20 protein-coding genes and 1 pseudogene are annotated in these 24,790 nt (G+C 43.7%); 7 read left to right on the forward strand and 14 right to left on the reverse strand.

Going from position 1 to position 24,790, the window contains the following annotated elements; genetic code table 11:
• Window positions 1-113: 113 nt before the first annotated feature.
• Both scrK and NFR56_RS08365 read right to left on the reverse strand, forming a co-directional pair.
• Complete coding sequence (gene scrK, locus NFR56_RS08360; protein WP_118396571.1) at window positions 114-1,013, reverse strand: fructokinase ScrK; 900 nt, start codon at window positions 1,011-1,013, stop codon at window positions 114-116.
• A 160-nt stretch (window positions 1,014-1,173) separates the two neighbouring features.
• Window positions 1,174-3,093 (reverse strand): sucrose-specific PTS transporter subunit IIBC, encoded by a 1,920-nt coding sequence (locus NFR56_RS08365; protein WP_134974209.1) that lies wholly within the window; start codon window positions 3,091-3,093, stop codon window positions 1,174-1,176.
• 377 nt (window positions 3,094-3,470) lie between these two features.
• On the opposite strand from NFR56_RS08365, the gene NFR56_RS08370 reads away from it, so the two are divergent.
• Both NFR56_RS08370 and NFR56_RS08375 read left to right on the forward strand, forming a co-directional pair.
• The gene (locus NFR56_RS08370; RefSeq protein ID WP_134974208.1) at window positions 3,471-4,925 is read left to right on the forward strand and encodes a sucrose-6-phosphate hydrolase; all 1,455 of its coding nucleotides are present in this window, start codon (window positions 3,471-3,473) and stop codon (window positions 4,923-4,925) included.
• Window positions 4,906-5,871 carry a LacI family DNA-binding transcriptional regulator gene (locus NFR56_RS08375; protein ID WP_049471835.1) on the forward strand — a complete coding sequence of 322 codons (966 nt, stop codon included), beginning with the start codon at window positions 4,906-4,908 and terminating at the stop codon, window positions 5,869-5,871. The genes NFR56_RS08370 and NFR56_RS08375 overlap by 20 nt, the downstream gene beginning before the upstream one ends.
• Window positions 5,872-6,105: 234 nt before the next feature.
• On the opposite strand, the gene nusB is transcribed toward NFR56_RS08375, so the two are convergent.
• From nusB to uvrA, 7 genes are all read right to left on the reverse strand, one after another.
• The gene (gene nusB, locus NFR56_RS08380) at window positions 6,106-6,537 is read right to left on the reverse strand and encodes a transcription antitermination factor NusB (protein ID WP_003008602.1); all 432 of its coding nucleotides are present in this window, start codon (window positions 6,535-6,537) and stop codon (window positions 6,106-6,108) included.
• Complete coding sequence (locus tag NFR56_RS08385) at window positions 6,530-6,919, reverse strand: Asp23/Gls24 family envelope stress response protein (protein WP_003005404.1); 390 nt, start codon at window positions 6,917-6,919, stop codon at window positions 6,530-6,532. The genes nusB and NFR56_RS08385 overlap by 8 nt, the downstream gene beginning before the upstream one ends.
• A gap of 36 nt (window positions 6,920-6,955) precedes the next feature.
• Entirely contained in the window at window positions 6,956-7,516 is a 561-nt protein-coding gene (gene efp / locus NFR56_RS08390) for an elongation factor P (RefSeq protein WP_003005479.1), read from the reverse strand.
• 165 nt (window positions 7,517-7,681) lie between these two features.
• Entirely contained in the window at window positions 7,682-8,788 is a 1,107-nt protein-coding gene (locus tag NFR56_RS08395) for an SPFH domain-containing protein (RefSeq protein ID WP_118227869.1), read from the reverse strand.
• Window positions 8,789-8,796: 8 nt separating this feature from the next.
• A complete protein-coding gene (locus NFR56_RS08400; protein WP_003008610.1) occupies window positions 8,797-9,780 on the reverse strand; it encodes a TIM44-like domain-containing protein in 984 nt (327 codons plus the stop codon).
• Between the two features lie 56 nt (window positions 9,781-9,836).
• Entirely contained in the window at window positions 9,837-10,904 is a 1,068-nt protein-coding gene (locus NFR56_RS08405; RefSeq protein ID WP_049471837.1) for a M24 family metallopeptidase, read from the reverse strand.
• Entirely contained in the window at window positions 10,901-13,726 is a 2,826-nt protein-coding gene (uvrA, locus tag NFR56_RS08410; RefSeq protein ID WP_118227868.1) for an excinuclease ABC subunit UvrA, read from the reverse strand. The genes NFR56_RS08405 and uvrA overlap by 4 nt, the downstream gene beginning before the upstream one ends.
• 121 nt (window positions 13,727-13,847) lie before the next feature.
• Here uvrA and NFR56_RS08415 point away from each other — a divergent pair, with 121 nt between their 5' ends.
• Window positions 13,848-14,792 carry a magnesium transporter CorA family protein gene (locus NFR56_RS08415; RefSeq protein WP_003005422.1) on the forward strand — a complete coding sequence of 315 codons (945 nt, stop codon included), beginning with the start codon at window positions 13,848-13,850 and terminating at the stop codon, window positions 14,790-14,792.
• A 28-nt stretch (window positions 14,793-14,820) separates the two neighbouring features.
• Window positions 14,821-15,498, forward strand: coding sequence for a DUF1129 domain-containing protein (locus tag NFR56_RS08420; RefSeq protein ID WP_013904094.1), 678 nt, complete (start codon window positions 14,821-14,823; stop codon window positions 15,496-15,498).
• Between the two features lie 34 nt (window positions 15,499-15,532).
• On the opposite strand, the gene NFR56_RS08425 is transcribed toward NFR56_RS08420, so the two are convergent.
• The 4 genes from NFR56_RS08425 to rpsF all read right to left on the reverse strand — a co-directional run bounded on the left by NFR56_RS08425 (window position 15,533) and on the right by rpsF (window position 17,323).
• The gene (locus NFR56_RS08425; protein WP_049486246.1) at window positions 15,533-16,054 is read right to left on the reverse strand and encodes a GNAT family N-acetyltransferase; all 522 of its coding nucleotides are present in this window, start codon (window positions 16,052-16,054) and stop codon (window positions 15,533-15,535) included.
• Window positions 16,055-16,233: 179 nt separating this feature from the next.
• Window positions 16,234-16,473 carry a 30S ribosomal protein S18 gene (gene rpsR, locus NFR56_RS08430; RefSeq protein ID WP_000068664.1) on the reverse strand — a complete coding sequence of 80 codons (240 nt, stop codon included), beginning with the start codon at window positions 16,471-16,473 and terminating at the stop codon, window positions 16,234-16,236.
• Window positions 16,474-16,514: 41 nt separating this feature from the next.
• The gene (locus NFR56_RS08435) at window positions 16,515-17,012 is read right to left on the reverse strand and encodes a single-stranded DNA-binding protein (RefSeq protein WP_003008622.1); all 498 of its coding nucleotides are present in this window, start codon (window positions 17,010-17,012) and stop codon (window positions 16,515-16,517) included.
• A gap of 20 nt (window positions 17,013-17,032) precedes the next feature.
• Window positions 17,033-17,323, reverse strand: a complete 291-nt coding sequence (rpsF, locus tag NFR56_RS08440) for a 30S ribosomal protein S6 (RefSeq protein WP_003005040.1) — start codon at window positions 17,321-17,323, stop codon at window positions 17,033-17,035.
• 303 nt (window positions 17,324-17,626) lie between these two features.
• On the opposite strand from rpsF, the gene NFR56_RS08445 reads away from it, so the two are divergent.
• From NFR56_RS08445 to NFR56_RS08455, 3 genes and pseudogenes are all read left to right on the forward strand, one after another.
• Entirely contained in the window at window positions 17,627-18,679 is a 1,053-nt protein-coding gene (locus tag NFR56_RS08445; RefSeq protein ID WP_251458565.1) for a bifunctional glycosyltransferase family 2/GtrA family protein, read from the forward strand.
• Window positions 18,666-19,578 (forward strand): annotated as a pseudogene (locus tag NFR56_RS08450) (phosphodiester glycosidase family protein). The gene NFR56_RS08445 and the pseudogene NFR56_RS08450 overlap by 14 nt, the downstream one beginning before the upstream one ends.
• Window positions 19,559-19,966 carry a hypothetical protein gene (locus NFR56_RS08455; protein ID WP_251458568.1) on the forward strand — a complete coding sequence of 136 codons (408 nt, stop codon included), beginning with the start codon at window positions 19,559-19,561 and terminating at the stop codon, window positions 19,964-19,966. The pseudogene NFR56_RS08450 and the gene NFR56_RS08455 overlap by 20 nt, the downstream one beginning before the upstream one ends.
• Window positions 19,967-20,267: 301 nt before the next feature.
• Here the strand turns inward: NFR56_RS08455 and NFR56_RS08460 are convergent, their stop codons facing one another.
• Window positions 20,268-24,758, reverse strand: coding sequence for an SGO_0316/SGO_0317 family LPXTG-anchored serine peptidase (locus NFR56_RS08460; protein ID WP_251458571.1), 4,491 nt, complete (start codon window positions 24,756-24,758; stop codon window positions 20,268-20,270).
• Window positions 24,759-24,790 lie beyond the last annotated feature (32 nt).

The raw sequence follows: 24,790 nt of genomic DNA on the forward strand, positions 1-24,790 counted from the left end.
AGAGCCCACTCAACCACTGCGTCTTGCTCGACAATCCAAAAATAATTGAGAGGCTAGGACTTTTGTCCCAGCCTCCTCGCTCTTGTTTCTAACCTCTAAGAGACAATTGCTGCTTATTTTTTAAGTTTCTCGCTCACTTCTTTTGCAAGGACAAAGTTCCCCAAGGTCGCTGAACCATTGCCAGCAACTGCAGGTGTCACAATATAATCTCTCACATCAGGTACAGGGAGGTAACCGTTCAAGAGGGCAGTAAATTTCGTGCGAACACGATCTAACATATGTTGTTGAGCCATTACTCCTCCTCCAAAGACAATGACGTCTGGGCGGAAGGTAACTGTCGCATTCACTGCTGCTTGTGCGATGTAGTAGGCTTGAATATCCCATACATTGCTGTTGAGTTCAATGTTTTCCCCACGAATACCTGTACGAGCTTCCAGACTAGGACCAGCCGCAAGGCCTTCCAAACAGCCATTGTGGAAAGGACAAACACCCTTGAATTCTTTTTCCACATCCATTGGGTGTTGGGCCACATAGTAGTGCCCCATTTCTGGGTGCCCAGCTCCCCCGATAAACTCGCCACGTTGGATGACACCAGCTCCGATTCCTGTTCCGATTGTATAGTAAACCAAGTTTTCGATATGGCCACCCGCATTATTGCGTGCGACCACTTCGCCATAGGCAGAGCTATTCACATCTGTCGTGAAATAGATAGGTACATTCAAGGCACGACGGAAAGCCCCAACGATATCTACATTGGCCCAATTCGGTTTTGGAGTCGTTGTGATGAAACCATAAGTGTTTGAATTTGGATCGATATCAATTGGTCCAAATGAACCAATCGCAAGCCCAACTAAATCCTCAAATTTTGAGAAAAATTCAATACACTTATCAATCGTCTCAATTGGCTTGGTTGTTGGAAATTGTACTTTTTCCACAACATTATAGTTTTCATCACCAACCGCACAAACAAATTTTGTACCGCCAGCTTCCAAACTTCCATATAATTTTGTCATGTTGGCTCCTTTTTTATTATGAAAAATATCCTGTATTTATTATAGCATATTTTGTAGTCAATCTTTTTCTCTTCTCTAAAGAAAAAACACACCTTTTTTTGAGAAATAAAATTCAAGGACTGGAGATGATAGACCAGTCCTTGAGAACTTATTATTTCGATTAAGCTTTGACTTCGATGATCGCATCACCCTTCGCAACAGATCCAGTTGCAACAGGTGTGACAGAAGCAAAGTCAGCCGTGTTAGTGACGATCACCATAGTTGTGTCTTCAAGACCAGCTGCGGCAATTTTCGCTGCATCAAATGTACCAAGGACATCACCAGCTTTGACTTTATCGCCTTGAGCTACTTTTTGATCAAATCCTTCACCGTTCATTGATACTGTATCAATACCAACGTGGATCAAGATTTCAGCACCATTAGCTGTCTTCAAACCGTAAGCATGACCAGTTGCGAAAGCAATAGTTACTTCAGCATCTGCTGGTGCATAGACAACGCCTTCAGTTGGTTTGATGGCAATTCCTTGTCCCATCGCTCCACTTGAGAAGACAGGATCATTCACATCAGCAAGTGCTACAGCACTACCAACGATAGGAGAGATGATGGTTTCGTCTTGAAGAGATGCTGGAATAACTCCAGTTGTTTCTTCTTCAATAATTGCACCAGCTTCTTTGTCCTCTGCAGGAACTGATGAAGCTTCATCTTCATAACCAAACATATAAGTCAAACCGAAACTTAGTGCAGTTGTAAATACAACCATAAATACATATTTCAATAATTGACCATTTAGATAGAGAAGTGTACCTGGAATAATTGTAATACCAAATCCTGTACCAGCCAGATTTAACATAGATGCAATCCAACCACCTACAGCACCTGCTCCCAAAGCAATAACGAATGGTTTCACATAACGCAAGTTCACCCCGAAGATTGCAGGCTCAGTAATACCTAGCAAAGCAGAAATAGTTGCTGGGAATGCTAAAGCTTTCACTTTTTGAGATTTAGATTTTACTGCCACTGCTAAAGTAGCACCAGCTTGCGCAGTCATAGCTGCTGTAATGATTGCATTAAATGGATCTTTTTTATCTGCAGTAATTAATTGTGATTCAAGAAGATTAAAGATATGATGGACGCCGGTAACGACAATCAACTGATGAACGCCACCAATAAGAAGACCTGCAAGACCAAATGGTAAATTCAAAATAAACTTAGTTACATTTAGTACATATTCTTCGATACTGTGGAAGAATGGACCAATAATAAACAAAGCGAGGAATGACATGATTGTCAATGTGAATAATGGAACCAATAACAAATCTAAGACATCTGGAATTTTCTTATGGAGCCACTTTTCAAGTTTCGCACCAATTAGACCAACGAAGAAAGCGGGAAGAACTGAGTTCTGGAATCCAACCACATGATGGAAGATACCAAAGTATGTTGCTGCTTTAGAAGGATCTTCCGCTACAACCCACGCATTTGGAAGTGTCGGACTAACCATCATCAAACCAATTACAATCCCAAGAACAGGATTTCCTCCGAATACTCGGAACGCAGACCATGAAATCAAGGCTGGGAAGAAGGCAAACGCGGTATCAGTTAAAATTGTTGAATATGTATAAAAATCAGTAGATTTAAATGCGTCTGCTGTTGTACCAAACAAAGCCAAAACCTGGTCTTGAGCAATGGCACCACGAATCCCCATAAACAATCCAGTCGCAACAATTGCTGGTAGAATTGGAACAAAAACGTCTCCAAAGGTACGGATCGCGCGTTGGAACCAGTTTCCTTGTTTAGCGGCTTCTGCTTTCATTTCATCTTTTGATGATGTTGGTAAGCCAAGAGCTACTACTTCATCATAGATCTTGTTTACAGTACCAGTACCAAAGATGATTTGGTATTGACCTGAGTTAAAGAAAGCACCTTGTACTTTTTCAATGTTCTCAACAACATCTTTGTTGATTTTTGATTCATCTTTTACCATCACGCGAAGACGAGTCGCACAGTGAGCAACACTGCTAACGTTCTCAACCCCACCGATTGCATCGATGACCTGCTTTGCAATTTCTGTATTTGACATTTTGCAAAAATCTCCTTATTTTTTGTAATGTAAACGGTTAAATCGTTTCTACGTTTTTAATTGTACCACGTATTGAAAATATGTCAAGCGTTTTGCAGGATTTTTTTGAAACTTTTTTGGACTTTTTGACACCTTTTGACAGTATGAAACTATTTTCATTTTAAAACAGGCCTGTACTACGCTTTTTAGCACTTTAAATCAGACTTTTATTTTCATTTTCTTTCATATTTTCATAAATTTTCAACTTCTCCTCTTTTCTTCAGGCTGCAAAATAGCTGTCAATCGTTTGACATTTTTTGCCATTTTTTTCATTTATCGCTTGCATTTTTAATAGGAAATCGGTACTATGGAAGTAAGAAAAAATTCGGAGGAATAAAATGGAATGGACAACTGAACGTCGTTACAGACGTTACGAAGACTGGACAAAAGAGGAAAAGCAAGCCATCCAAGATCATATGGCCAAATCTCCTTGGCATACACACTATCATGTTGAGCCAAAAGCTGGTCTCTTAAATGATCCTAACGGTTTTTCCTACTTTGATGGAAAATGGATCTTGTTTTACCAAAATTTCCCATTTGGTGCAGCCCATGGGTTAAAATCATGGGTACAAACAGAAAGTGAAGACTTGGTTCATTTCAAAGAAACTGGTGTAACGCTTCTTCCAGACACAGATCTGGATAGCCATGGAGCTTATTCCGGATCAGCCATGCAGTTTGGTGACAAACTATTCTTATTCTACACCGGAAATGTTCGTGATGCAGAATGGGTTCGTCATCCTTACCAAGTAGGTGCTTTGATGGATAAAGACGGCAAGATTGAAAAAATTGACAAAATCTTGATTAATCAACCGGCTGACTCTACGGATCACTTTCGTGACCCACAGATTTTTAATTTCAAAGGTCAATTCTACGCTATCGTTGGTGGTCAAAACCTTGAGAAGAAAGGATTCATCCGTCTCTATAAGGCTGTAGATAACGACTATTCCAACTGGGTTACAGTCGGTGACTTGGATTTTGCAAACGATCGGACAGCTTATATGATGGAATGTCCCAACCTAGTCTTTGTAGGAGACCAACCCGTTCTCCTATACTGCCCTCAAGGCTTAGATAAAGCCGTTCTTGATTATGACAATATCTATCCAAATATGTACAAGATTGGGGCAAGCTTTGACCCAGAAAAGGCCAAAATGGTTGATGTATCTGAATTGCATAATCTCGACTATGGTTTTGAAGCCTATGCGACTCAAGGATTTAATGCTCCCGATGGACGTGCCTATACTGTTAGCTGGCTAGGTCTTCCAGACGTTTCTTATCCAACGGATTCCTATGACTACCAAGGAGCTCTCTCACTGGTCAAAGAATTAACCATCAAAGATGGCAAGCTCTACCAATACCCAGTTGAAGCCATCAAAGACTTGCGCGCTGAGAGTGAGGAATTTGCCAACAAGGCACAAACCAAGAACTGCTATGAATTGGAATTGCAGTTTGAAAAGGATAGCCAGAACGAAATCGTCCTCTTTGCCGATGCAGAAGGAAAGGGCTTAGTTCTCACATTTGATCTGGCTAAAGGATTGGTCACAGTCGATCGTAGCCAGGCTGGTGAGCAATATGCCCAAGATTTCGGTACGAGCCGTAGCTGCACAATCGCTAACCAAGCGACAACCGCTAATATTTTTATTGACAATTCGATATTTGAAATCTTTATCAATAAAGGAGAAAAAGTATTTTCTGGTCGGGTCTACCCACATGCAGATCAAAATGGAATCTTGATCAAGTCTGGAACCCCTACTGGAACTTACTACGAACTTGATTATGGTCGCAAAGCTAACTGATGTCGCCAAACTCGCCGGTGTCAGCCCTACTACTGTCTCACGGGTCATCAATAAAAAAGGATACCTGTCTGAAAAAACGATCCAAAAAGTCCAAGAAGCCATGCGAGAATTGGGCTATAAACCTAACAATGTTGCTCGTAGCCTCCAAGGAAAATCAGCCAAGTTAGTCGGCTTGATCTTTCCCAACATCAGCAATGTTTTCTATGCTGAATTAATCGACAAACTAGAGCACCAACTCTTCAAACACGGCTATAAAACCATCATCTGCAATAGTGAACACGACTCCGAAAAAGAGCGCGAATATATTGAGATGTTGGAGGCTAACCAGGTAGATGGCATCATTTCAGGAAGTCATAATTTGGGCATTGAAGATTACAACCGGGTAACTGCTCCTATCATTGCTTTTGACCGCAACCTCTCCCCAGAAATTCCGGTTGTCTCTTCAGACAACTACGCTGGCGGGGTGCTTGCAGCAGAAACTTTAGTAAAAACCGGAGCCCGAAATATTATCATGATCACAGGGAATGACAACTCCAACTCCCCAACAGGCTTGCGTCATGCGGGGTTTGCATCGGTTCTACCTGAGTCCATGATCATTAATGTTTCCAGTGATTTCTCCCCTATTCGCAAAGAAATGGAAATCAAACAGATTTTAACCCACCACAAACCAGATGCCATTTTCGCCTCCGATGATTTGACGGCGATCTTGATCATGAAAGTCGCTAGAGAATTAGATATTCAGATTCCCCAGGATTTGAAAGTGATTGGTTATGATGGAACCCAGTTCATTGAGACCTATACACCTGAACTGACAACCATCCAACAACCCCTCGAAGACATTGCTATCCTCATGGTGGATCTTTTACTCCAAAAGATCGAAGGAAAAAAAGTAGCGACTACCGGTTATTTCTTGCCCGTTAGTCTCCACTCTGGAAAAAGTGTCTAAAACAACCCCTACAGTTCTATACTGTAGGGGTTATTATTCGTCAAAAAAAGGCTGGGCAAAAATTGTCTAGCCTTTTATATTTATTTTATATTTAATAGAAATAACTGTATGACGCAGTGGTTGATTGGCATCTTTGTTCGCCTTTTAAGCTCCAAAGATGACCTAATCAACTGTGCGGGGGTGGAAAAACGAACTCTTTTAACTAGTTGGAGTTCTTTCCCACTCCCTTTTTACTTATTCTTCTGTCACAAATTGACTGAGGACACCATTGACAAATCGTGAAGAGGTTTCATCCGAAAAGGCCTTGGCCAATTCCACCGCTTCATTGACTGCGACGATCTGTGGTGTATCAAACTCTGTCATTTCATAAATTCCCAAACGAAGGATGTTTTTCTCTACCAAGGTCAAGCGCTCAACAGTCCAGCCGGTTTTCAAATGTTGACCGATTTGTTGGTCTAGTTGATCTTTTGACTGATAGACACCCGTCACGAGATTCATGAGAAAGGCAGGAAGATCGACTTCTTTGTCTTCTGCTAGGTCCTTGTCATGTAGATAAGCAAAGCGACAAGCTTCAACAATGTCTCCATCGTATTCCAAGGCCATCAAGGCTTGGAAGGCGCGCTCACGCAAATCTCGACGTGATTCTAATAAAATTTCATCAGTCATTGAGGAAGTCCTCATTAAACAAGTCTTTCAAGTCCGGTTTTGGAGATTTTTCCGTTGCGATACCGACAACGTGAATGTTGACAGCATCCAAGGTTACATCTGCCATATCATAAACTGCAGACTTGACCGCTTTTTGAATGGCTACAGCGACAGATGGTACAGCCACTCCGTATTCTAAATAGAGATAGATGTCTACTGAAACTTGACCATCTTCTTCTGTATGAAGGTAGACGCCACGTCCAAGGGAGCGTTTGGATAAGCTATCTGAAACACTCTTGTTTTCAAGCGAATAGACACCCTCTACTTTTGCTGTCGCAATCGCAATAATTTTTTCTAATACACGTGGTGCAATAACGATGTCACCAAATTGTTCAGTTGCCATAGAAGTTCCTTTCTATTTGACACCCTGAGATGTCTCTTATGCACGAGAAACGTAAGTTCCTTCAGTAGTGTTAATGACCAATTTTTGTCCAGCTTCGATGAAGTCAGGAACGTTTACGACCAAACCAGTTTCCATTGTAGCAGGTTTACCAGAACCAGTCACTGTAGCACCTTTGATAGATGGTTGAGTTTCTGCAACAGTCAATTCAACAGTTGTAGGAACGGTTACACCGATGACTTCGCTTCCGTAGAATTGAATTTTTACTTCTGAGTTTTCAAGGATGTAAAGCAATTCTTGTTCTACGTTCACAACTGGAATTTCATATTGGTCATATGTTTCAGTGTTCATGAAGTAGGCTGTATCATCCATTTTGTACAAGTATTGAGCTGGAACAGTTTCGATAATCGCTTGTTCAAATTTTTCTTCTGGACGGTAGCTTGTATCAAATGTTGAACCAGTACGGACATCACGCAATTTCATACGCATGATAGTGTTTCCTTTACCTGGTTTGTGGTGGCTAGCTTCCAAAACGCGGATCAATTTTCCGTCAGCTGTTTCAAAAGTCATACCAGCTTTCAATTTACTTGCTTCGATCATGTTTTATTACCTCTTTTTTAAAAATAGATTACTCTTTATTGTAACACACTATTTGATTTTTCTCAAACAGCAATTTTCTCTTTTTAGGAAGGCTAGAAGGCGGAGAGAGATTGCAGGAACGAGCCCTTAAAATATCTATATTTCCAACTCCATCTTCTCTATTCCTTATTGGTCCACAGGCACAATGTTGCCATCAGCATCTTTGGTGACATGGACATATTTGCCATCTACTTCGATGTAGAAGGTATGAGGCTTGTCTTGCGCTGGAGAGGCTTGTTTTTGAAGGTCATTGCCAAGGGCCTGACCCAAGTTCATCCCCATAATCATGTTCATGCCATTGCCACCTTCATTTTTAGCAGCTGCGACCAAGGCTTCATTGCGAGCACGACGTTCTTCGATTTCAATGGTATTGTACTTCATCGCTGCCAATTCACTGTCCAGTTTATTGACCTTGGCCATACTGTCTGCATCGTAGCTCAAATCTTCGATGAGGACATTGGTTAATTCGATACCATATAATTCTGTCCAAGTCTTGTTGACTTCGCGTTTTGCAACTTCATTGAAGACGTCTTGGTCTGCATTGATATTGTAAATATCCGCTTTATTTTCTGCTGTATATTTTGAAATGGCCACTGCAATTTTTGGAGCCAGATTTTGGCGCAAGGTTCCCTGAGCCACATCTTCCAAGGTAAATGGCTTATCTGCAGTGATTTGACGACTGACTGCACTGATGTAAAAGAGTACAGGATCTGCCACTTTAACATCATAAAGACCATAAAAACGAATACTAAGAAGTTGTTGGTAACGGTCGCTAAAATACTCGACTGGATTTTGAGTGCCAAATTTATTTCCTGTAAAAGGTTGCATCCGCACAAAAATAATTTCTTGTTGGGTGACCACTTGGGCTCCAAAGGAGAAACGATTCTTGAACTGATCCCACGTTCCTTTCACACCACCCTTTTCAAACAACCAGGCATTTTCACCGGCTTGCCATTCGTGGCTCCCTGCTTCTAGAAGGTCTCCTAGAAAAGTTCCATTATTGACCAAGAGAGCAACATAGCCTTGGGGAACGATGACGACAGAACCATCTGTCAATAGGCCCGTATTTTGGTTACTCTGACGAGAGCGCCCATCTGGATCTTTGGTTAAGAGCTGTCCCTTAATGGCCAAAGCTGTTGCTGGAACAGCTTCTGGCAGGGTAATGGCTTCCTTAAATTTACTATCTTGAAAACTTGAAATGCCCGCTGAAAGGGCTGCTTTAATAAATCCCATACATTCTCCTATCTGTAGAATTCAATTTCATCCACAACTTCGTAGACATCCAAGACCCAATCTTTTGGATTGTGCTTCAAGGATGCTTGGCAATATTCACACTTGTCGATTGAATCGATCGTCAGTGGCGCACCACAGTTCGGACAGTGATCACTAACGACTTCTGAATTCTTAATGATCTCTGTCTGAGCTCCATGTTCACGGAGGAAGACCATGCGGTAAACGGTAAAGAGATCTTTGGTTGGATCCCCTTCGATCACACGACCCGTTTCATCATTTCGGATGTAATCTCTCATCGTCGAAGACAGAATAACTTCAATGCGGTCATTGCCTTCTGGATTTTCGATAAAGTCTTTGATCTTCGAATCTTCCACACGCACGCGCTCTAGAACATTGGTTGTTTTGGCGCGAATATGCTCTTGCAACTGCGTCAAGTGTTGCTCATAAAGACTGGTACTTTCTAAGTTCCGCACAGAATTCCAATCTTTTTCTGTCCAGGCAGACTGCAATTGAAGATAAACCAGCTTGACTTGCGACAAGAAGCGGTCTTCATCAAACATTGGATCCAATTTACGGATACGGCGAATCGCTTCATAGTTGTTCTCAATTGGTCGACCAGCCCGTTCTTCGGTTGTCCGTTTTGGACCACTATTTGAAGAGAATGATTCATCACTATCATTAGCCTCTTTTGCAATATTATAGATAAATCCAATCAATCCAACGATAGCAAAAACTGCCACTACACCACCAGAGTCTGTTCCAGAACTAGAACTGTAGCTACTGGATCCACCAGACCAGCTGCTGCCACCAGACCAACTACTTCCGCCATCGGACCAGCTACTGCCACTATCGGACCAACTGCTACCACCACCTGAATCAATCAAGCTACTGCCACCACTATCTGTATTACCAACACCAGCATGGGCAGAAGGAGCAAATACAAATAGCAGGACTACTAGAAGAATTCCAACTATTACACTTCGTTTTTTCATAGGCCTCTTTTCTTATCTTTGTTTGTTACACAGGGGTTAAGAAAATACTGTCTATTTTATAGGACAATCAATTCTTTAGGAGCAAGAGTCAAGACTTCACAGCCAGTTTCTGTGATCAAGAGGTCATCTTCGATCCGCACACCAGAGAGGCCTTCGATATAAATCCCTGGCTCATCTGTCAAGACCATCCCTGCTTGAATCGCTTCTTTAGAAGTTTGGCTGAAGTATGGCTCTTCGTGGATATCTAGCCCAATTCCATGACCGATTCCATGCGTGAAGTATTGACCATAGCCGGCTGCCTCGATCACATCACGTGGGATTTTATCAAAATCACGGAAGCCAAGTCCATCTTTAGCCGCAGCAATCAAGGCTTGATTGGCTTTCAAAACGGTTTCGTAAATTTCTCTTTCCTTGTCGCTGACATGTCCTGCATAGATAGTCCGTGTCATATCACTGACATAGTGATCATACAAGCAACCAAAATCAAGGGTCAAGGCATCTCCTGCTGAAATGACCCGATCACTTGGAGTCGCGTGAGGCATGGCAGAGCGTTCACCAGCTGCTGAAATAATATCGAAAGATACACCAGAAGCTCCCAACTCCCGCATTCTAAAATCGAGGAAAGTCGCTGCTTCCAACTCTGTCGTTTTCCCTACCTTAATATAGTCTAAAATATCATGGAAGGCTTGGTCAGAGATGCTACAAGCTTTTTTAATGGCCGCAATCTCCGTTTCATCTTTAATCAAGCGCAATTCCATTACAAAGTTCGCTAGAGATTGAAGGCTAATGCCACTGAAAACAGAAGCCATACGGGCATGGTAGGCTACCGTCACTTCGTCCTCAAAACCAAGTTCTTTGATGCCAAGGTCCTTAACGATCTCTGCAGCTGCAGTCAACTCATCGCGGGTTTCCACAATCTCTACAAAGGGGAAACAAGTCGCATGGGCATGGATGGTGTAGCGCGAATCTGTAAAGAGGACCACGCGTTCTTCTGTCACCAAAGCGGTCCCGTTTGAACCCCAGAAATTGGTCAAATAATAAACATTTTTCAAATTGTTAATCAATACCGCTTTGAGGTTTTGGGCTTTCATTTTGTTTCTTAAGTTGCTGATCCGTTGATTCATTGTAATTTTCCTTTCAAATATTGTCCTGTGTAGCTAGCAGGATTTGCTGCTACTTCTTCTGGTGTTCCGGTCGCAATAATGGTTCCGCCACCGACACCACCTTCTGGTCCTAAATCGATGATATGGTCTGCTGTCTTAATGACATCCAAATTGTGCTCAATCACAAGGACTGTATTGCCATCATCCACAAACCGCTCTAAGACTTTGATCAAGCGAGAAATATCTTCGGTATGGAGTCCGGTCGTTGGTTCATCCAAGATATAGAAGGATTTTCCTGTAGAGCGCTTGTGCAATTCAGAAGCCAACTTCATCCGCTGCGCTTCCCCACCTGAAAGGGTGGTCGCTGGTTGCCCCAGCGTTACATAGCCTAAGCCCACATCTTGGATGGTCTTGAGTTTGCGTTCAATTTTTGGAATGTGTTTGAAGAATTCAACTGCCTTATTGACCGTCATATCCAGCACTTCTGCAATATTTTTTTCCTTGTAGTGGACTTCTAATGTCTCACTATTGTAACGACGTCCATGGCAGACTTCACAAGGAACAAAGACATCCGGCAAGAAGTGCATTTCAATCTTGATGATCCCATCTCCTGAGCAGGCTTCACAACGCCCGCCCTTAACATTGAAACTAAAGCGGCCTTTTTTATAGCCCCGAATTTTGGCTTCATTGGTCTGAGCAAAGAGATCGCGAATGTCATCGAAGACACCTGTATAGGTCGCTGGATTGGAACGAGGAGTCCGACCAATCGGGCTTTGATCAATGTCGATCAAGCGATCGATATGCTCAATCCCCTGAATCGTCTTGTATTTCCCTGGTTTTTCCGAATTGCGGTTGAGCTTTTGAGCAATGGCTTTTTTCAAGATGCCATTGATCAAGGTCGATTTTCCAGAACCGGAAACTCCAGTGACTGCGATGAATTTTCCTAGAGGAAAGCGTGCTGTGATGTCTTGTAAGTTATTCTCACTGGCCCCCGTAATTTCAATATAGCGACCATTCCCCGAACGGCGCTCTGTCGGAACCGGAATCTTGCGCTTGCCGGACAAATACTGGCCAGTGATGGATTTGCTGTTGCGTGCTACCTGCTTTGGAGTTCCTGCTGCAACGATCTCTCCCCCAAAGACACCGGCACCTGGGCCGACGTCGATCAGGTAGTCTGCCTCTCTCATGGTATCTTCATCATGTTCGACGACGATCAAGGTGTTGCCTAAATCGCGCATCTTCTTGAGACTGGCGATCAGGCGGTCATTGTCCCTTTGGTGGAGGCCGATAGACGGCTCATCCAAGATGTAAAGGACACCAGAGAGGTTGGAACCGATCTGGGTTGCCAAGCGAATGCGCTGGCTTTCTCCACCTGATAAGGTCCCAGCAGATCGTGACAAGGTCAAGTAATTGAGCCCCACATTGTTTAAGAAGGTCAAGCGATCCTTGATCTCTTTTAGGATCGGTCTTGCAATCGTAGCTTCATTGTCTGTTAAGATCAACTGATCTACGGCTTTTAAGTGGTCCGCAATCGATAGATCTGACACTTCCCCGATATGCATCCCCTTCTCCCCGCCGACACGAACAGAAAGAGCCTGGTCATTGAGGCGGTAGCCATGGCAGGTCGCACAGGTCAATTCGTTCATATAAGAGCGCATTTGATTGCGAGTGAAATCACTATTGGTCTCACGGAAACGACGGTGAATGTTGTTTACGACCCCTTCAAAAGGAATTTCGATATCCCGAACTCCACCAAACTCATTTTCATAGTGGAAGTGGAATTCCTTCCCGTTTGAACCATAGAGGACCAAGTCCTTTTCTTCTTGAGAAAGATCGGAAAAAGGTCGGTCCATATCAACGCCAAAATGGATCATAGCCTGCTCCAACATCTGTGGATAGTAGTTGGAAGAGATCGGATTCCAAGGAGCGAGTGCTCCTTCGCGAAGGGTTAAGCGATCATCTGGCACCACCAAATCCAAGTCCACCTCTAGCTTAATGCCCAGCCCATCACAGTCTGGACAAGATCCGAAAGGCGCATTGAAAGAAAAGAGGCGGGGCTCTAATTCAGGAACGGTAAAGCCACAGACTGGACAAGCATAATGCTCAGAAAAGAGTAGCTCCTTGCCATCCATGGTATCAATCACCACATAACCATCCGCAATCCGAAGGGCTGCTTCAATCGAATCAAAGAGCCGCGAGCGAATGCCCTCTTTGATCACGATTCGGTCCACCACCACTTCAATCGTGTGCTGCTTGCTTTTAGATAGTTCTGGAACCTCTGTCACATCATAGATCTCACCATCGACCCTCACCCGGACATAGCCGTCTTTTTGCACCTTTTCAATGATATTCTTGTGCTGGCCTTTTTTCTTGCGGATAATGGGAGCTAGAATTTGCAGGCGCTGGCGCTCTGGTAATTCTAAGACTTGATCGACAATTTGCTCAACCGAAGAAGCTGTAATCGCTCCATGCCCATTGATACAATAAGGCGTCCCTACACGTGCATAGAGCAAGCGCAAGTAGTCATTGATCTCTGTTGCCGTCCCTACTGTAGAACGGGGGTTTTTACTGGTCGTTTTTTGGTCGATGGAAATAGCTGGACTCAAGCCGTCAATGGAGTCCACATCTGGTTTTTCCATATTTCCTAAGAACTGCCGGGCATAGGCTGATAAGCTCTCCACATAGCGGCGCTGACCTTCTGCATAGAGGGTATCAAAGGCCAGACTGGACTTTCCAGAACCAGACAAACCCGTCACCACTACCAATTTGTCCCGTGGAATTTCCACGTCTATATTTTTTAAATTATGGGCGCGTGCCCCATGAATGACAATTTTATCTTGCATGTTCTTACTCTAATCACCTTTTTGTTAACCTCCATTATAACAAATTTTTTAGTATTCTTTTATCCAAAACCGTCCTTTTTCTGATATAATGTTAAGGTGTAAAAAAACAAGGGGAGGCACCATGAAACAGGTCTTTTTATCGACAACGACTGAATTTAAGGAAATAGAGACGCTGGAACCCGGTAGCTGGATCAACCTTGTTAACCCTTCTCAAAGTGAATCGATGGAAATCGCCTCTGCTTTTAATATCGATATTGCAGACTTACGGGCACCACTCGATGCGGAAGAAATGTCCCGTATGACCATCGAAGATGAGTATACCTTGATCATCGTCGACGTTCCCATCAAGGAAGAGCGGAACAATCAGACCTACTACGTGACGATTCCGCTAGGGATTATCCTGACAGAAGAGGCTATTATCACGACTTGCTTAGAGAAATTGCCGCTTCTCGATATCTTTATCAACCGACGCTTGCGGAATTTCTATACCTTTATGCGGTCGCGCTTTATCTTTCAGATCCTCTATCGCAACGCTGAACTCTACTTGTCTGCGCTTCGTACCTTGGATCGCAAAAGCGAACAGATTGAAAGCCAATTGCACAAATCAACGCGTAATGAAGAGTTGATTGAGTTGATGGAGTTGGAAAAAACCATCGTCTACTTTAAGGCCTCTCTGAAAACCAATGAGCGCGTGATCAAGAAATTGACAAGTGCTACTAGTAACATCAAGAAATACCTAGAAGACGAGGATCTGTTGGAAGATACCTTGATCGAAACCCAGCAGGCCATCGAGATGGCAGATATTTATGGAAATATCCTGCACTCCATGACCGATACCTTCGCATCGATCATCTCCAACAACCAGAACAACATCATGAAGACCCTGGCCCTCGTCACCATTGTCATGTCCATTCCGACCATGATCTTTTCGGCCTACGGGATGAACTTCAAGGACAATGAGCTTCCGCTCAATGGCGAACCCCATGCCTTCTGGCTGATTATTTTCATCGCCTTTGCCCTGACTGGGTCTCTTGTCGTCTACCTCATCCATAAAAAATGGTTCTAACACCTACTAATAACACTAAGGAGTATTTATGTCTCAATTTGATTTGAATCAACTAAGCAAGAAAAACCAAGAATTTATCCGGATCGCCAAACACCAATTGCTTGAAAACGGAAAGACAGAGGAAGAAGCAGAAAGCCTCATCCAAGAAATTCTTCCAGCTATCCATGAAAACCAAGGAAAAGGAATTCCGGCACGGACCCTTTTTGGAGCTCCAACTGTATGGGCGAACTCTTTCAGCGAGAAAGAACGCTATGAAAAAGAGCATCCGAAATTAAACGATGCTCCCTCTCTCATGATTTTGGATTCCTTCCTCTTTATCTTTGGAGTCTTTGCTGCGATTAGCGCCTTTATGAACTTGGTCGCACCGCGTCGTACTGGCTATGGTTTGATCACCTTGATCCTTGGAAGTTTGACAGGGGCTTTGCTCTTGTACCTTATGTACTACTTCTTCTATCAGTATATGGATGGTACCAAAGATCGTAGCGAACGTCCTTCTCTTTGGAAATCCATGCCGATTCTTGTTGGAGTCATGTTCCTTTGGGTCATTGTCTTGTCCTTTACTTCTTTACTCCCACAGGTTCTCAACCCAACTATTCCAGATGTCCTTGCCATCGTTTTAGGAGCTTTAGCACTTGTCCTTCGCTTCTACCTCAAGAAACGCTTTAATATTAAAAGCTCGAGCACAGCACCTGCAACTCGACGCTAAAAAGAAACGGATGAAGTTTTCATCCGTTTTTGTTTTACTGTATTCCCCTGTTCAATCTTTTTGAAAAATAGAGGACTAAGTCATCATTGTTTTCACAAGAACTGTAAGGGTCCAAGGGCTGATCCCTAAACCAAACTCCAGATCCGTCTGGGATATAGCCCCGTTTGACATACAATCTCTGAGCAGGTCCATAACCTGAGTGTAAACCAACCCCTAAAGTAACAATCTCTGATAGTAGCCGGACTCTCTTTTCCGCCTCTTCTAAAAGTTGATTCCCAATTCCTCGATTTCTAAACGGCTCAAAAACATTAAAATCAGATAGTTCAGGATAGACTCCCACGAAAGGGCCGTGCTTGGCAACAGGCAATATAGTGATATAACCTGCCACAAATCCATCCGACTCAGCTACTAATACGTCCCTCTCTCTATTCTCCTGTTCCTGAAAATAGCTAGTCAAGATATCCTCTCTACCTGGCCACCCTTGGTGGATAAAGGCTTTAGAGATGTGCTCAATATCTGCCTTTATCATCCTCCTGATGATTACACCTTCCTTCATGTTGCGCTCCTTGATACCTTTCTCTTCATCATTATAGCATAATTAGAGCTTGGGAAAGGTCAAAGAGCTTCACACGGACCTAACTCACTATCACATTTCTATGCTCGCAAAAAAGATCCAAAAGGGTCTGAAAAAGAGGTCCCCCGGACCTGAAAAAAAGACCCGTAAGGGTCTTTTCTTTAATCTTCGTTTACGAAAGGCATCAAAGCCATTACGCGAGCGCGTTTGATAGCTGTTGTTACTTTACGTTGGTTCTTCGCTGAAGTTCCAGTTACACGACGAGGAAGGATTTTCCCACGTTCTGAAACGAAACGGCTAAGAAGCTCAGTATCTTTGTAATCGACATATTCGATTTTGTTTGCTGCGATGTAATCAACTTTTTTACGGCGTTTGAATCCGCCACGACGTTGTTGAGCCATGTTTAATTCTCCTTTATAGTTTTAATTCGTTAAACCCATTCTTAGAATGGAAGATCGTCGTCTGAGATATCCATTGGATTAGCTCCAAATGGATTTTCTTCACGACCAAAGTTTGGCGCTGCATTGCTTGGTTCAGATCCACCAAAGCTTGGGGTTGCATTTCCAGCAAAACCACCATTACCTGATGAATAACCACCACCTGCATGCCCTTCGCGTGCTGCACGGCTTTCCAATAGTTGGAAGCTGTCTGCTACGACTTCAGTGACATAAACACGTTGACCTTGCTGGTTTTCGTAATTACGTGTTTGAATGCGACCGGTAATCCCAATCAAAGCACCTTTCTTAGCCCAGTTGGCTAAGTTTTCTGCTTGCTGACGCCAGATCACACAGTTGATGAAATCGGCTTCGCGCTCTCCATTTTGACTCTTGAAGTTGCGGTTGACAGCTAGGCTGAAAGTAGCAACTGCTTGATTGCTTGGAGTGTAGCGAAGTTCAGCATCACGGGTCATACGACCGACAAGTACAACATTGTTAATCATAAGTCACCTCGGATGATTTCTTACGCGTCAACTTTTACGATCATGTGACGAAGAATGTCACCGTTGATTTTTGAAAGACGGTCGAACTCGTTAAGAGCTACAGCGTCATTCGCTTCAACGTTTACGATGTGGTAAAGTCCTTCACGGAAATCTTGGATTTCGTATGCAAGACGACGTTTTTCCCAATCTTTTGATTCAACAACAGTTGCACCGTTGTCAGTCAAGATAGAATCGAAACGTGCTACCAAAGCGTTTTTAGCTTCTTCTTCAATGTTTGGACGAATAATATAAAGAATTTCGTATTTAGCCATTGATAATGTTCCTCCTTTTGGACTAATGACCCCCTGTCTTTGCAAGGGGTAAGTGAGGTTTACTCACAAGAAACTATTATACCAGACTTTGCGAACAAAGGCAAGAATTATCTTTAGGATTTAAAAAATGATTCTGGACGTCCCCTTCGAGAAAAAAGAAAGAAATGTCCTAAAAAATGACATTTTATGGAAGAAACTATTCCCACTCTTCCTCTCCTTTCCTTAAAGAAAACTGATATCAGTTAGCTTTAAGCTTGAGTCTTTATACTAGCCACAACAAATCTCAAGAAACGAGGAACGATTATGAATTATCTTATCATCCCCGCCTATCAACCGGATCTGAATCTTGTCAAACTGGTTCGCTTGGTTCACGCTAAGAGCGATCTCCACATCATCGTCATCGACGATGGGAGTGACGCTGACAAGAAAGTGATCTTTGACAAATTAGAGGGTCTTGCGACAGTTCTGACTCATGAGCACAACCAAGGAAAAGGACAAGCACTCAAGACTGCTTATGCCTACATCCTAGAAAGAGGCACCTATGGAAGCATTGTTACAGCTGATGCAGACGGTCAGCACAAAATTTGGGATATTTTCAGGGTTGTTAACCAATCTCAAGAGCATCCTGGAACACTTATTCTAGGAGCCCGCGCCTTCTCTGGAAAAGTTCCTTTGCGTTCTGCCTTCGGGAATAAATTGACCCGCTTCTTGTTTAAGCAACAAACCGGAGTGGCGGTCAGCGATACCCAAACGGGCTTACGGGCTTTTACTACGAATCTCTTGCCTTTCATGCTCGAGGTTGAAGGACAGCGCTATGAATATGAAATGAATGTGCTTCTCGCAGCAAGCAAGTCCTTCCCCATCGTGGAAGTTCCCATTGAGACGGTCTATATCAATGACAACGAAGGCTCCCACTTCCGACCTATTCGAGACGGCCTCATGATCTACAAGGACATGTTTAAGTTTGCCCTCTCCTCTCTGAGTAGTTTTATCGTTGACTATCTGGTCTACGCTTTCTTCCTTTTCGTGATGATGGCCGTGCCCATTAGTCTTCGCATTCTCCTAGCGAATGGGATCGCTCGTGTGACGAGTTCCATCTTTAACTACTCGACCAATAAGCACCTAGTCTTTAAGAACAAAGACAGCGTCGCTAAAACTGGAAGTGGTTACTTTGGTCTAGCCCTCGGCCTCTTTATTCTCGATACGCTCTTGATTCGACTCTTCTATACTGCTTTCGGGCTCAATCTCCTGATCAGTAAGATTGTCGTCGGCTTCCTCCTCTTTCTGGTCTCATGGGTGATCCAGAAAAAAGTGATCTTCAAAGAAAGGACTGCTCCCCACCATGAAATTCTTTAAAAAATCTTACACCTATGCTGCCTGCTTTGGCCTGCTTTGGCCTTCTTTTGACCAGCAGTTTTAGCTACTCTATGCTCAAGACCTTTGTCTTATCCGATGCCATCAAAACCGTAAAAGCTACGACTACGGACACCAAGGCAGCCAAAAAAGCAGCTGCATCGGCAACAACGACCGATACCAGCTATTCAGATGACAATATCCAGGTGACTTTAACAGAAAAAACGGTTGAAAATACCCAGGTTTACATCGCAGATATCACAGTCAGCTCATCTGACTACCTCAAAACAGCCTTTGCACAAAACACATACGGAACCAACGTGACAGCCAAGACCTCTGTCACAGCTGCCAACAACAGTGCTATTCTGGCAGTGAATGGTGACTATTACGGGGCTAACAGTACAGGATACGTCATCCGAAATGGAGTGGTCTACCGCGATACCGTTCGGGAAGATTCAAGCAATGGTGACCTAGCCATTTACAAGGATGGATCCTTCAAAATTATCTATGAAGATGAGATCTCTGCGGATCAATTGGTCAAAGACGGGGTCGTCAATCTCCTCGCTTTCGGTCCTTCCTTAGTTGAAAATGGAGAAATTACTGTCGATACCAATTCAGAGGTTGGTCAATCCATGGCGTCAAATCCACGGACAGCGATTGGGATCATCGATGAAAACCACTACATTATCGTCGTGTCAGACGGACGGACTTCGGAAAGTGAAGGCCTATCTCTCTACCAATTAGCAGAAGTGATGAAGTCTTATGGCGTTAAAACAGCCTACAACCTGGACGGGGGTGGATCTTCTACCCTTTACTTCAATGGCCAAGTTATTAACAAACCAACAACAAATGGTACTATCTCAGAAAGGGCGGTGAGTGACATTGTCTACATCGGTTACTAATCCTATTAAACAACGGTTGAAAAAAACGATTCTCTGGTATTCTCTAATTTCAGCTTTCTTCTTCGTTGGAAGTCGCATCTATGAACACTTTAGTTTTGGCGAAACCTCTGCCTTCATGCACTACCTCTTCTTGATTCCTTTAATCGGTGGCGCCCTACTAGTGCTTCTACAGTTGATGGTGAAAGGCTTCTCTCGCCTGAGTCTCAATCTTTGGAATTCAGGAGTGGCTACGCTCACAGCCGGAGCCCTCTACCGAGGGATTGTCAACCTCTCTGGTCGATCTACCACAATGGATCAGCCCTATTATTACCTTGGAGTTGCCTTTCTAGCACTGGCTCTGATCAGCCTCTTCTTTGTCCGCAGTGTCTGGGTGGAGAAAACAGCCTAAGATCAAAAACGTCCGTTTCTTTATAGAACGGACATTTTAGTTTGAAGTCAAAGTCTTCTGAGAAACTTTCCTTAGGTGAGAACGGACGTTAGGTGAAATTATCCAGTGGATGATTTCAGCAATCCAGGAAGTTCCATGACTTAGTTTTGAACCTAAGGTTTCAAAACTCCCGAGTGCTTGAAACAATATTGTTTCAAGCACTTTTCTCACGGCGGAAAGTCCCAGTAAGGAGTAAATGATATCTATTGCAGAATCATTTAATTTTTTATGCAAAAACAGTTTGTATACTTTCTATCCTCAGTTAACCTTCACGTTTTTTGCTGGCTACAAATCCTGCTAAAGCTAGTGAGGTCATGCCAAAGAGGCTAAGGACGGTTGAAGCCAAGGCTTCTTGTCCTGTTTTTGGAAGACCAGTTGCTGGTGTAGCAACTACTTCAGCTTGACCGCCTGTATGATAAGTGACAGCGACTGGTTTGTTTGTTGCCACTTCTTTTGTTTCGCTTGCAGCTGGTTGAGCTGGAGTTACTGGAGTTTCAGGTTGAGGAGTTAGGGTAACAGGAGTTACTGATTGACGACTTGGCACTTCATCTATCACTAGTGTCGGATTTTCTGGTTGAATCCATGGTTCTACAATCGCTCCACTGTGCACCTCTGGATTTGGCTTGATAACGTCTTTGATCAAAGAAAGAAGATGGTAGTTGATCCGATTGCTCACTTCATAAAGGAAATCATTTTCCGCAACACGATAGCCTGCCGGGAGATCCACATGGACACGATAGGAGCCATTCATCAGCATCGTCTCAAAGCGCAGAAGATCATAGATGCTTTGTGGGAGAAGTCGGCTGATACCGTCATTCCCTACCACTTTTACAACCGTTCCTGCAGGGACCGGCTGATCAAATCCAATGGTCAATTTGTTTTCATCTAAATAATGGAAAGCAAAGGTTACTTTTGGATGTGGATTTTCAGGTGAAACGGTCACCTTTTTCACCAGCTCTGTTCCCCAATCATAATGGTAATCAGATAGGGTGATCTTGGCTGTATAAGTACCAAAAGGCAAGTCTGGGAAGGTACCACCATTGTAGGAAGCATTGAACTCTCCTTCCACTACACGTCCTTGGTCGTCCACCACTTGGTAACGAACGACGGATGGATAATAAGAAATGACTTCGCCACTGCTATCTGTGAAGACGACTTCTAAGGTCCCCTTTTCAGCCTTCGGTTTTTCAGACTCTGTCTCACTTGGTTGTTCATCTGAACCGGCTTCATTCGTCGGAGTCGTTTCCTCTACTTTCTTTCCTTCAATGTCCATCTCAGTGGTATTGTAGACCTTATCCCAGATGGTATAGCGAACAGTAGAAGGGTCCACCCCTTCTGGAAGAAGATAGCTACCGTCCTCTTGGGGTTCCAAGGCCACTGTTTCCCCGTCCTTGACATAGGACAGATAAGTCCCTGCTAAGCCACTACCGGTTTCAAGTACCTTACCTGGGCGGAAAATCCGTGTTGCTGGATCGTACTGAGCACTTCCAGACTCGATACTTGGAGCCGTATTGTCAATCTTAACCTTGAAGTTAAGCTCTTGTTGCTTGGCACCTGAAGCAGTTGGACGGTAGGTGATCACAAATTGGTATTCCCCATCTGGTAATTGCTTGCCGTCTTTGTCCAAGCCTTCCCAAGAGATTTCATAAAACTCTTCACTGCGATTCCCAATCCGGTAACTCCAGTCCGTTTTACGGTGGACTTCATTTCCAACCTCGTAAATTGGATTAGCACGAGTTGTGTCCTCCTTCTTGTAGACTGATAGGTGTACATTTTCAACATTGCGAAGCATGACGGCTTTTACCTTGATACTATCAAAGCTGGAATCATTATTTGGAGAGAAGTAGAGTTGATCCCCGTCAAAGCGATCCCCATCCTGGCCAAGAGTTTTGGCTACGGATTCTCCATTTTCATAGACATAACTAATCAAAGAGGTAAAGTGATTGTCTGGATGACGCTCTGGAGTTTCTGGGACTTTTCCATCTGGATAATCGGTCTTATCCTTGTAGTAGTAAAACGGCTTGTCGCTACCTGTATATTCGTAGATAGGCTTTTCAATGCCACGCAGATTTTGGTAATCCCCATGGAAACCAACATAAGGGAGGCTGACCAGATGTTTTTGACTGCTGGCATCTTTAACCAGTACAAAACCTTCTAAGAAATAACCATTTGGCATTTGCTTGCTGAGCTCTTCCTTGTACTTGCTTGCATCAACTGCTACGTGGATGGTCCGCTGACCATTGGCTGGGATAGTCACCGTTTCCTTACCGTCTAAAGTTTCTAATAGACGAGGATGGAGGGTGAATTTGCCATCTTGAACTTGATCTGTCTGAAGAGTGGTTTCATATCGGACAGACTTATCTTGATTGGAAAGATTGTGGATGGTCACATCAAATTCAAAGGTATCTGTGACATTGCCAAGTGTCAGGCTACTTTTAGCATCTTTTGCTGTCACATAGAGGTCTCCTAGAGCTGCTGCTGTGACGTCCATGACCCCCGCTCCTTGCTGACGAACAGAGGAATAGGCATGCGTTTCCTCATCTACATGAGGGATCGCTGTACTCATAGTCATTTGTTTGACTAGAACCTGTAGTTGTTCTGGGCTAAGATGAGGGAAGCGCTCCTTCAAGGCTTGTTTCACCAGTGCAGTGGCTCCCGCAGCATGAGGAGAGGCCATGCTGGTTCCCCTATCCATATAGTATTCTCCATTATTAACAGATGAGTAGATCATTCCTCCTGGAAGAGTGACATCCGGTTTGAGATCCCCATCAGCTGATAGCCCCCAAGATGAGAAGTCAGATAGTTGATTGGCTGCATCGTAAGGCACACGTTTGAATTTATTGGCAATATGGAGCTGGTAATCATTGGCATGTTGAGCCAAAACAAGTCCAGCAGCGTGGCCAATAACCCCAACTGGGAATCGTTCTCCGAGCCCTTCTAAATCAAAGCCTACAGGATTATTTCCCTGTTCCTCCGTTTGGTAAAAGATCACACCTGTAGCACCAGCTCTTTTGAGCTCTTTGACCTTGTCCACATCCGAAACTTCGCCGCCTCGCTCAGTAAGAACTAAGTGCCCATTGATACTATCTGCTTGGTAGTGGTCGAGACCTCCCTTGTCCACATGGAGATAGCTTTGAGGGATCGTCGTGCGAAAAGCGTCGCGTTCTACAAAGGAATGCATCGGAATCTTGCCATCTGGGAAGTCCACGGAACCTTTTAACGCATCTACGGTCAGGCTTGCTTCTGTCGACTCATGCTTGGTGAGACTATTAATAGACGCGACTGAGATGACATTTGGATTGACGGATGGCGTCCCTGTCATTCCATAATCTGGTGTGGTGGCAAGTGGCTTGCTGTGCCAGAAGCCATTAGTCGCCATATTGGTAGAGGCAACTGTAATGGTTACTCCCGCCTTTCTTGCTGTATCAAAGGCCTGGCGGGTGATCTCTCCAACATCATAAACAGAACCTGATGCTGTTCCCAAACTCATATTGATGGAATCCGCCCCTAATTTGACCGCATCTTCTACCGCCTTAGTGTAGATGAAATTTTGAACTTGACCGCCCTTGGTATCTGAGAAAACACGTAGAAACATCAGTTGGGCTTCTGGAGCAACACCACGGATAATTTCACCATTTGGAGAGGGTTGAGAAGCATTTCCCACAGCAGTTCCTGCTACGTGAGCTCCGTGTGAAATTGGATCGTCTTCTTTGACATTGTCATCCATATCACTGTAGTTGTGAACGTAGACGATTTTATTGTTGTACCATTTACCGTAAGTGATCCCCGCTTTTTTCTTAGCCTCTTCAATTTCCGCCTCACTCTTGTACTTGGCCTTACTGATATCTGTTAGACGGAAAACATCATGGGCAGGGTCCACACCGGAATCAATGATCGCAACTACCTGCCCTTGACCCTTGATTCCCTTATCCCAGAGTGGTTGTAAATTGATCAGACTATTTTCTTCACTGACCTTGGTCGTAGTTGAAGTCGGTGATGCAGGTGCGGGCTGTGTTTCCGCCACTCTGGTCCGATCAAGTGGAGCATAATCTACAGCATCCACACGCGCTAGTCCTCGAATCTTTTTAGCATCTCCATAAGTCGTCTCTAGAGCTAAGCCGTTAAAAAGCAGATTAAAGTCATACAATTTTTTGAATTGAATGGATTGCTTTTCGAGCTCTTTCAAAAACTGTTCATGATCCTGATTGGTTTTTTCAATGCGAGTTTCTTTTGAAGTCGGAGATACCTCTCCAATCCCATCAGAAACCTTTTCTTTCAAGCGAACCAGGATCTCAACTGGGCTTGTTTCTTCTAAATTTTCCTTTACTGGTTCAATAGGGGTCGTAATTGGAGCAGCAACCCCATTTTCGTTTGGTGCTTCCGCAACTGAAGGTGAAGCCTTCTCTGCCTTTACTTGATTTGTAGTCGAACTGCTTGTATCGATTGAAGATGAAGGTAGAGACTGATTTGTCTTTTCCTTACTCTCAATCTCAGCTGTAGCAAGGTTCTTAGAAGCAACATCTTCTATAACTGAAGCGGGCGTACTGTCCTTAGTAGACGAAAGTGGTTCTGCTGTTTTCTCATCTGTTACTGCGGTTTCTGGCACCACTACAGAAGGCTCTACGACAGAGGGTGTTGGTACGATCGTATCAGCTGAAACGGCTGAACCCATTAGAAAAGTACCAATCAAAACAGAAGCGACTCCAATTGCGTATTTACGAATGGAAAAACGCTGTTGTCGATGAAATTCCATAAAAACTCCTTTTTACACACTAGGTTAAGGTA

Origin of the sequence: Streptococcus caecimuris (genome assembly GCF_943193075.1) — a bacterium.
GTDB lineage: Bacteria > Bacillota > Bacilli > Lactobacillales > Streptococcaceae > Streptococcus > Streptococcus caecimuris.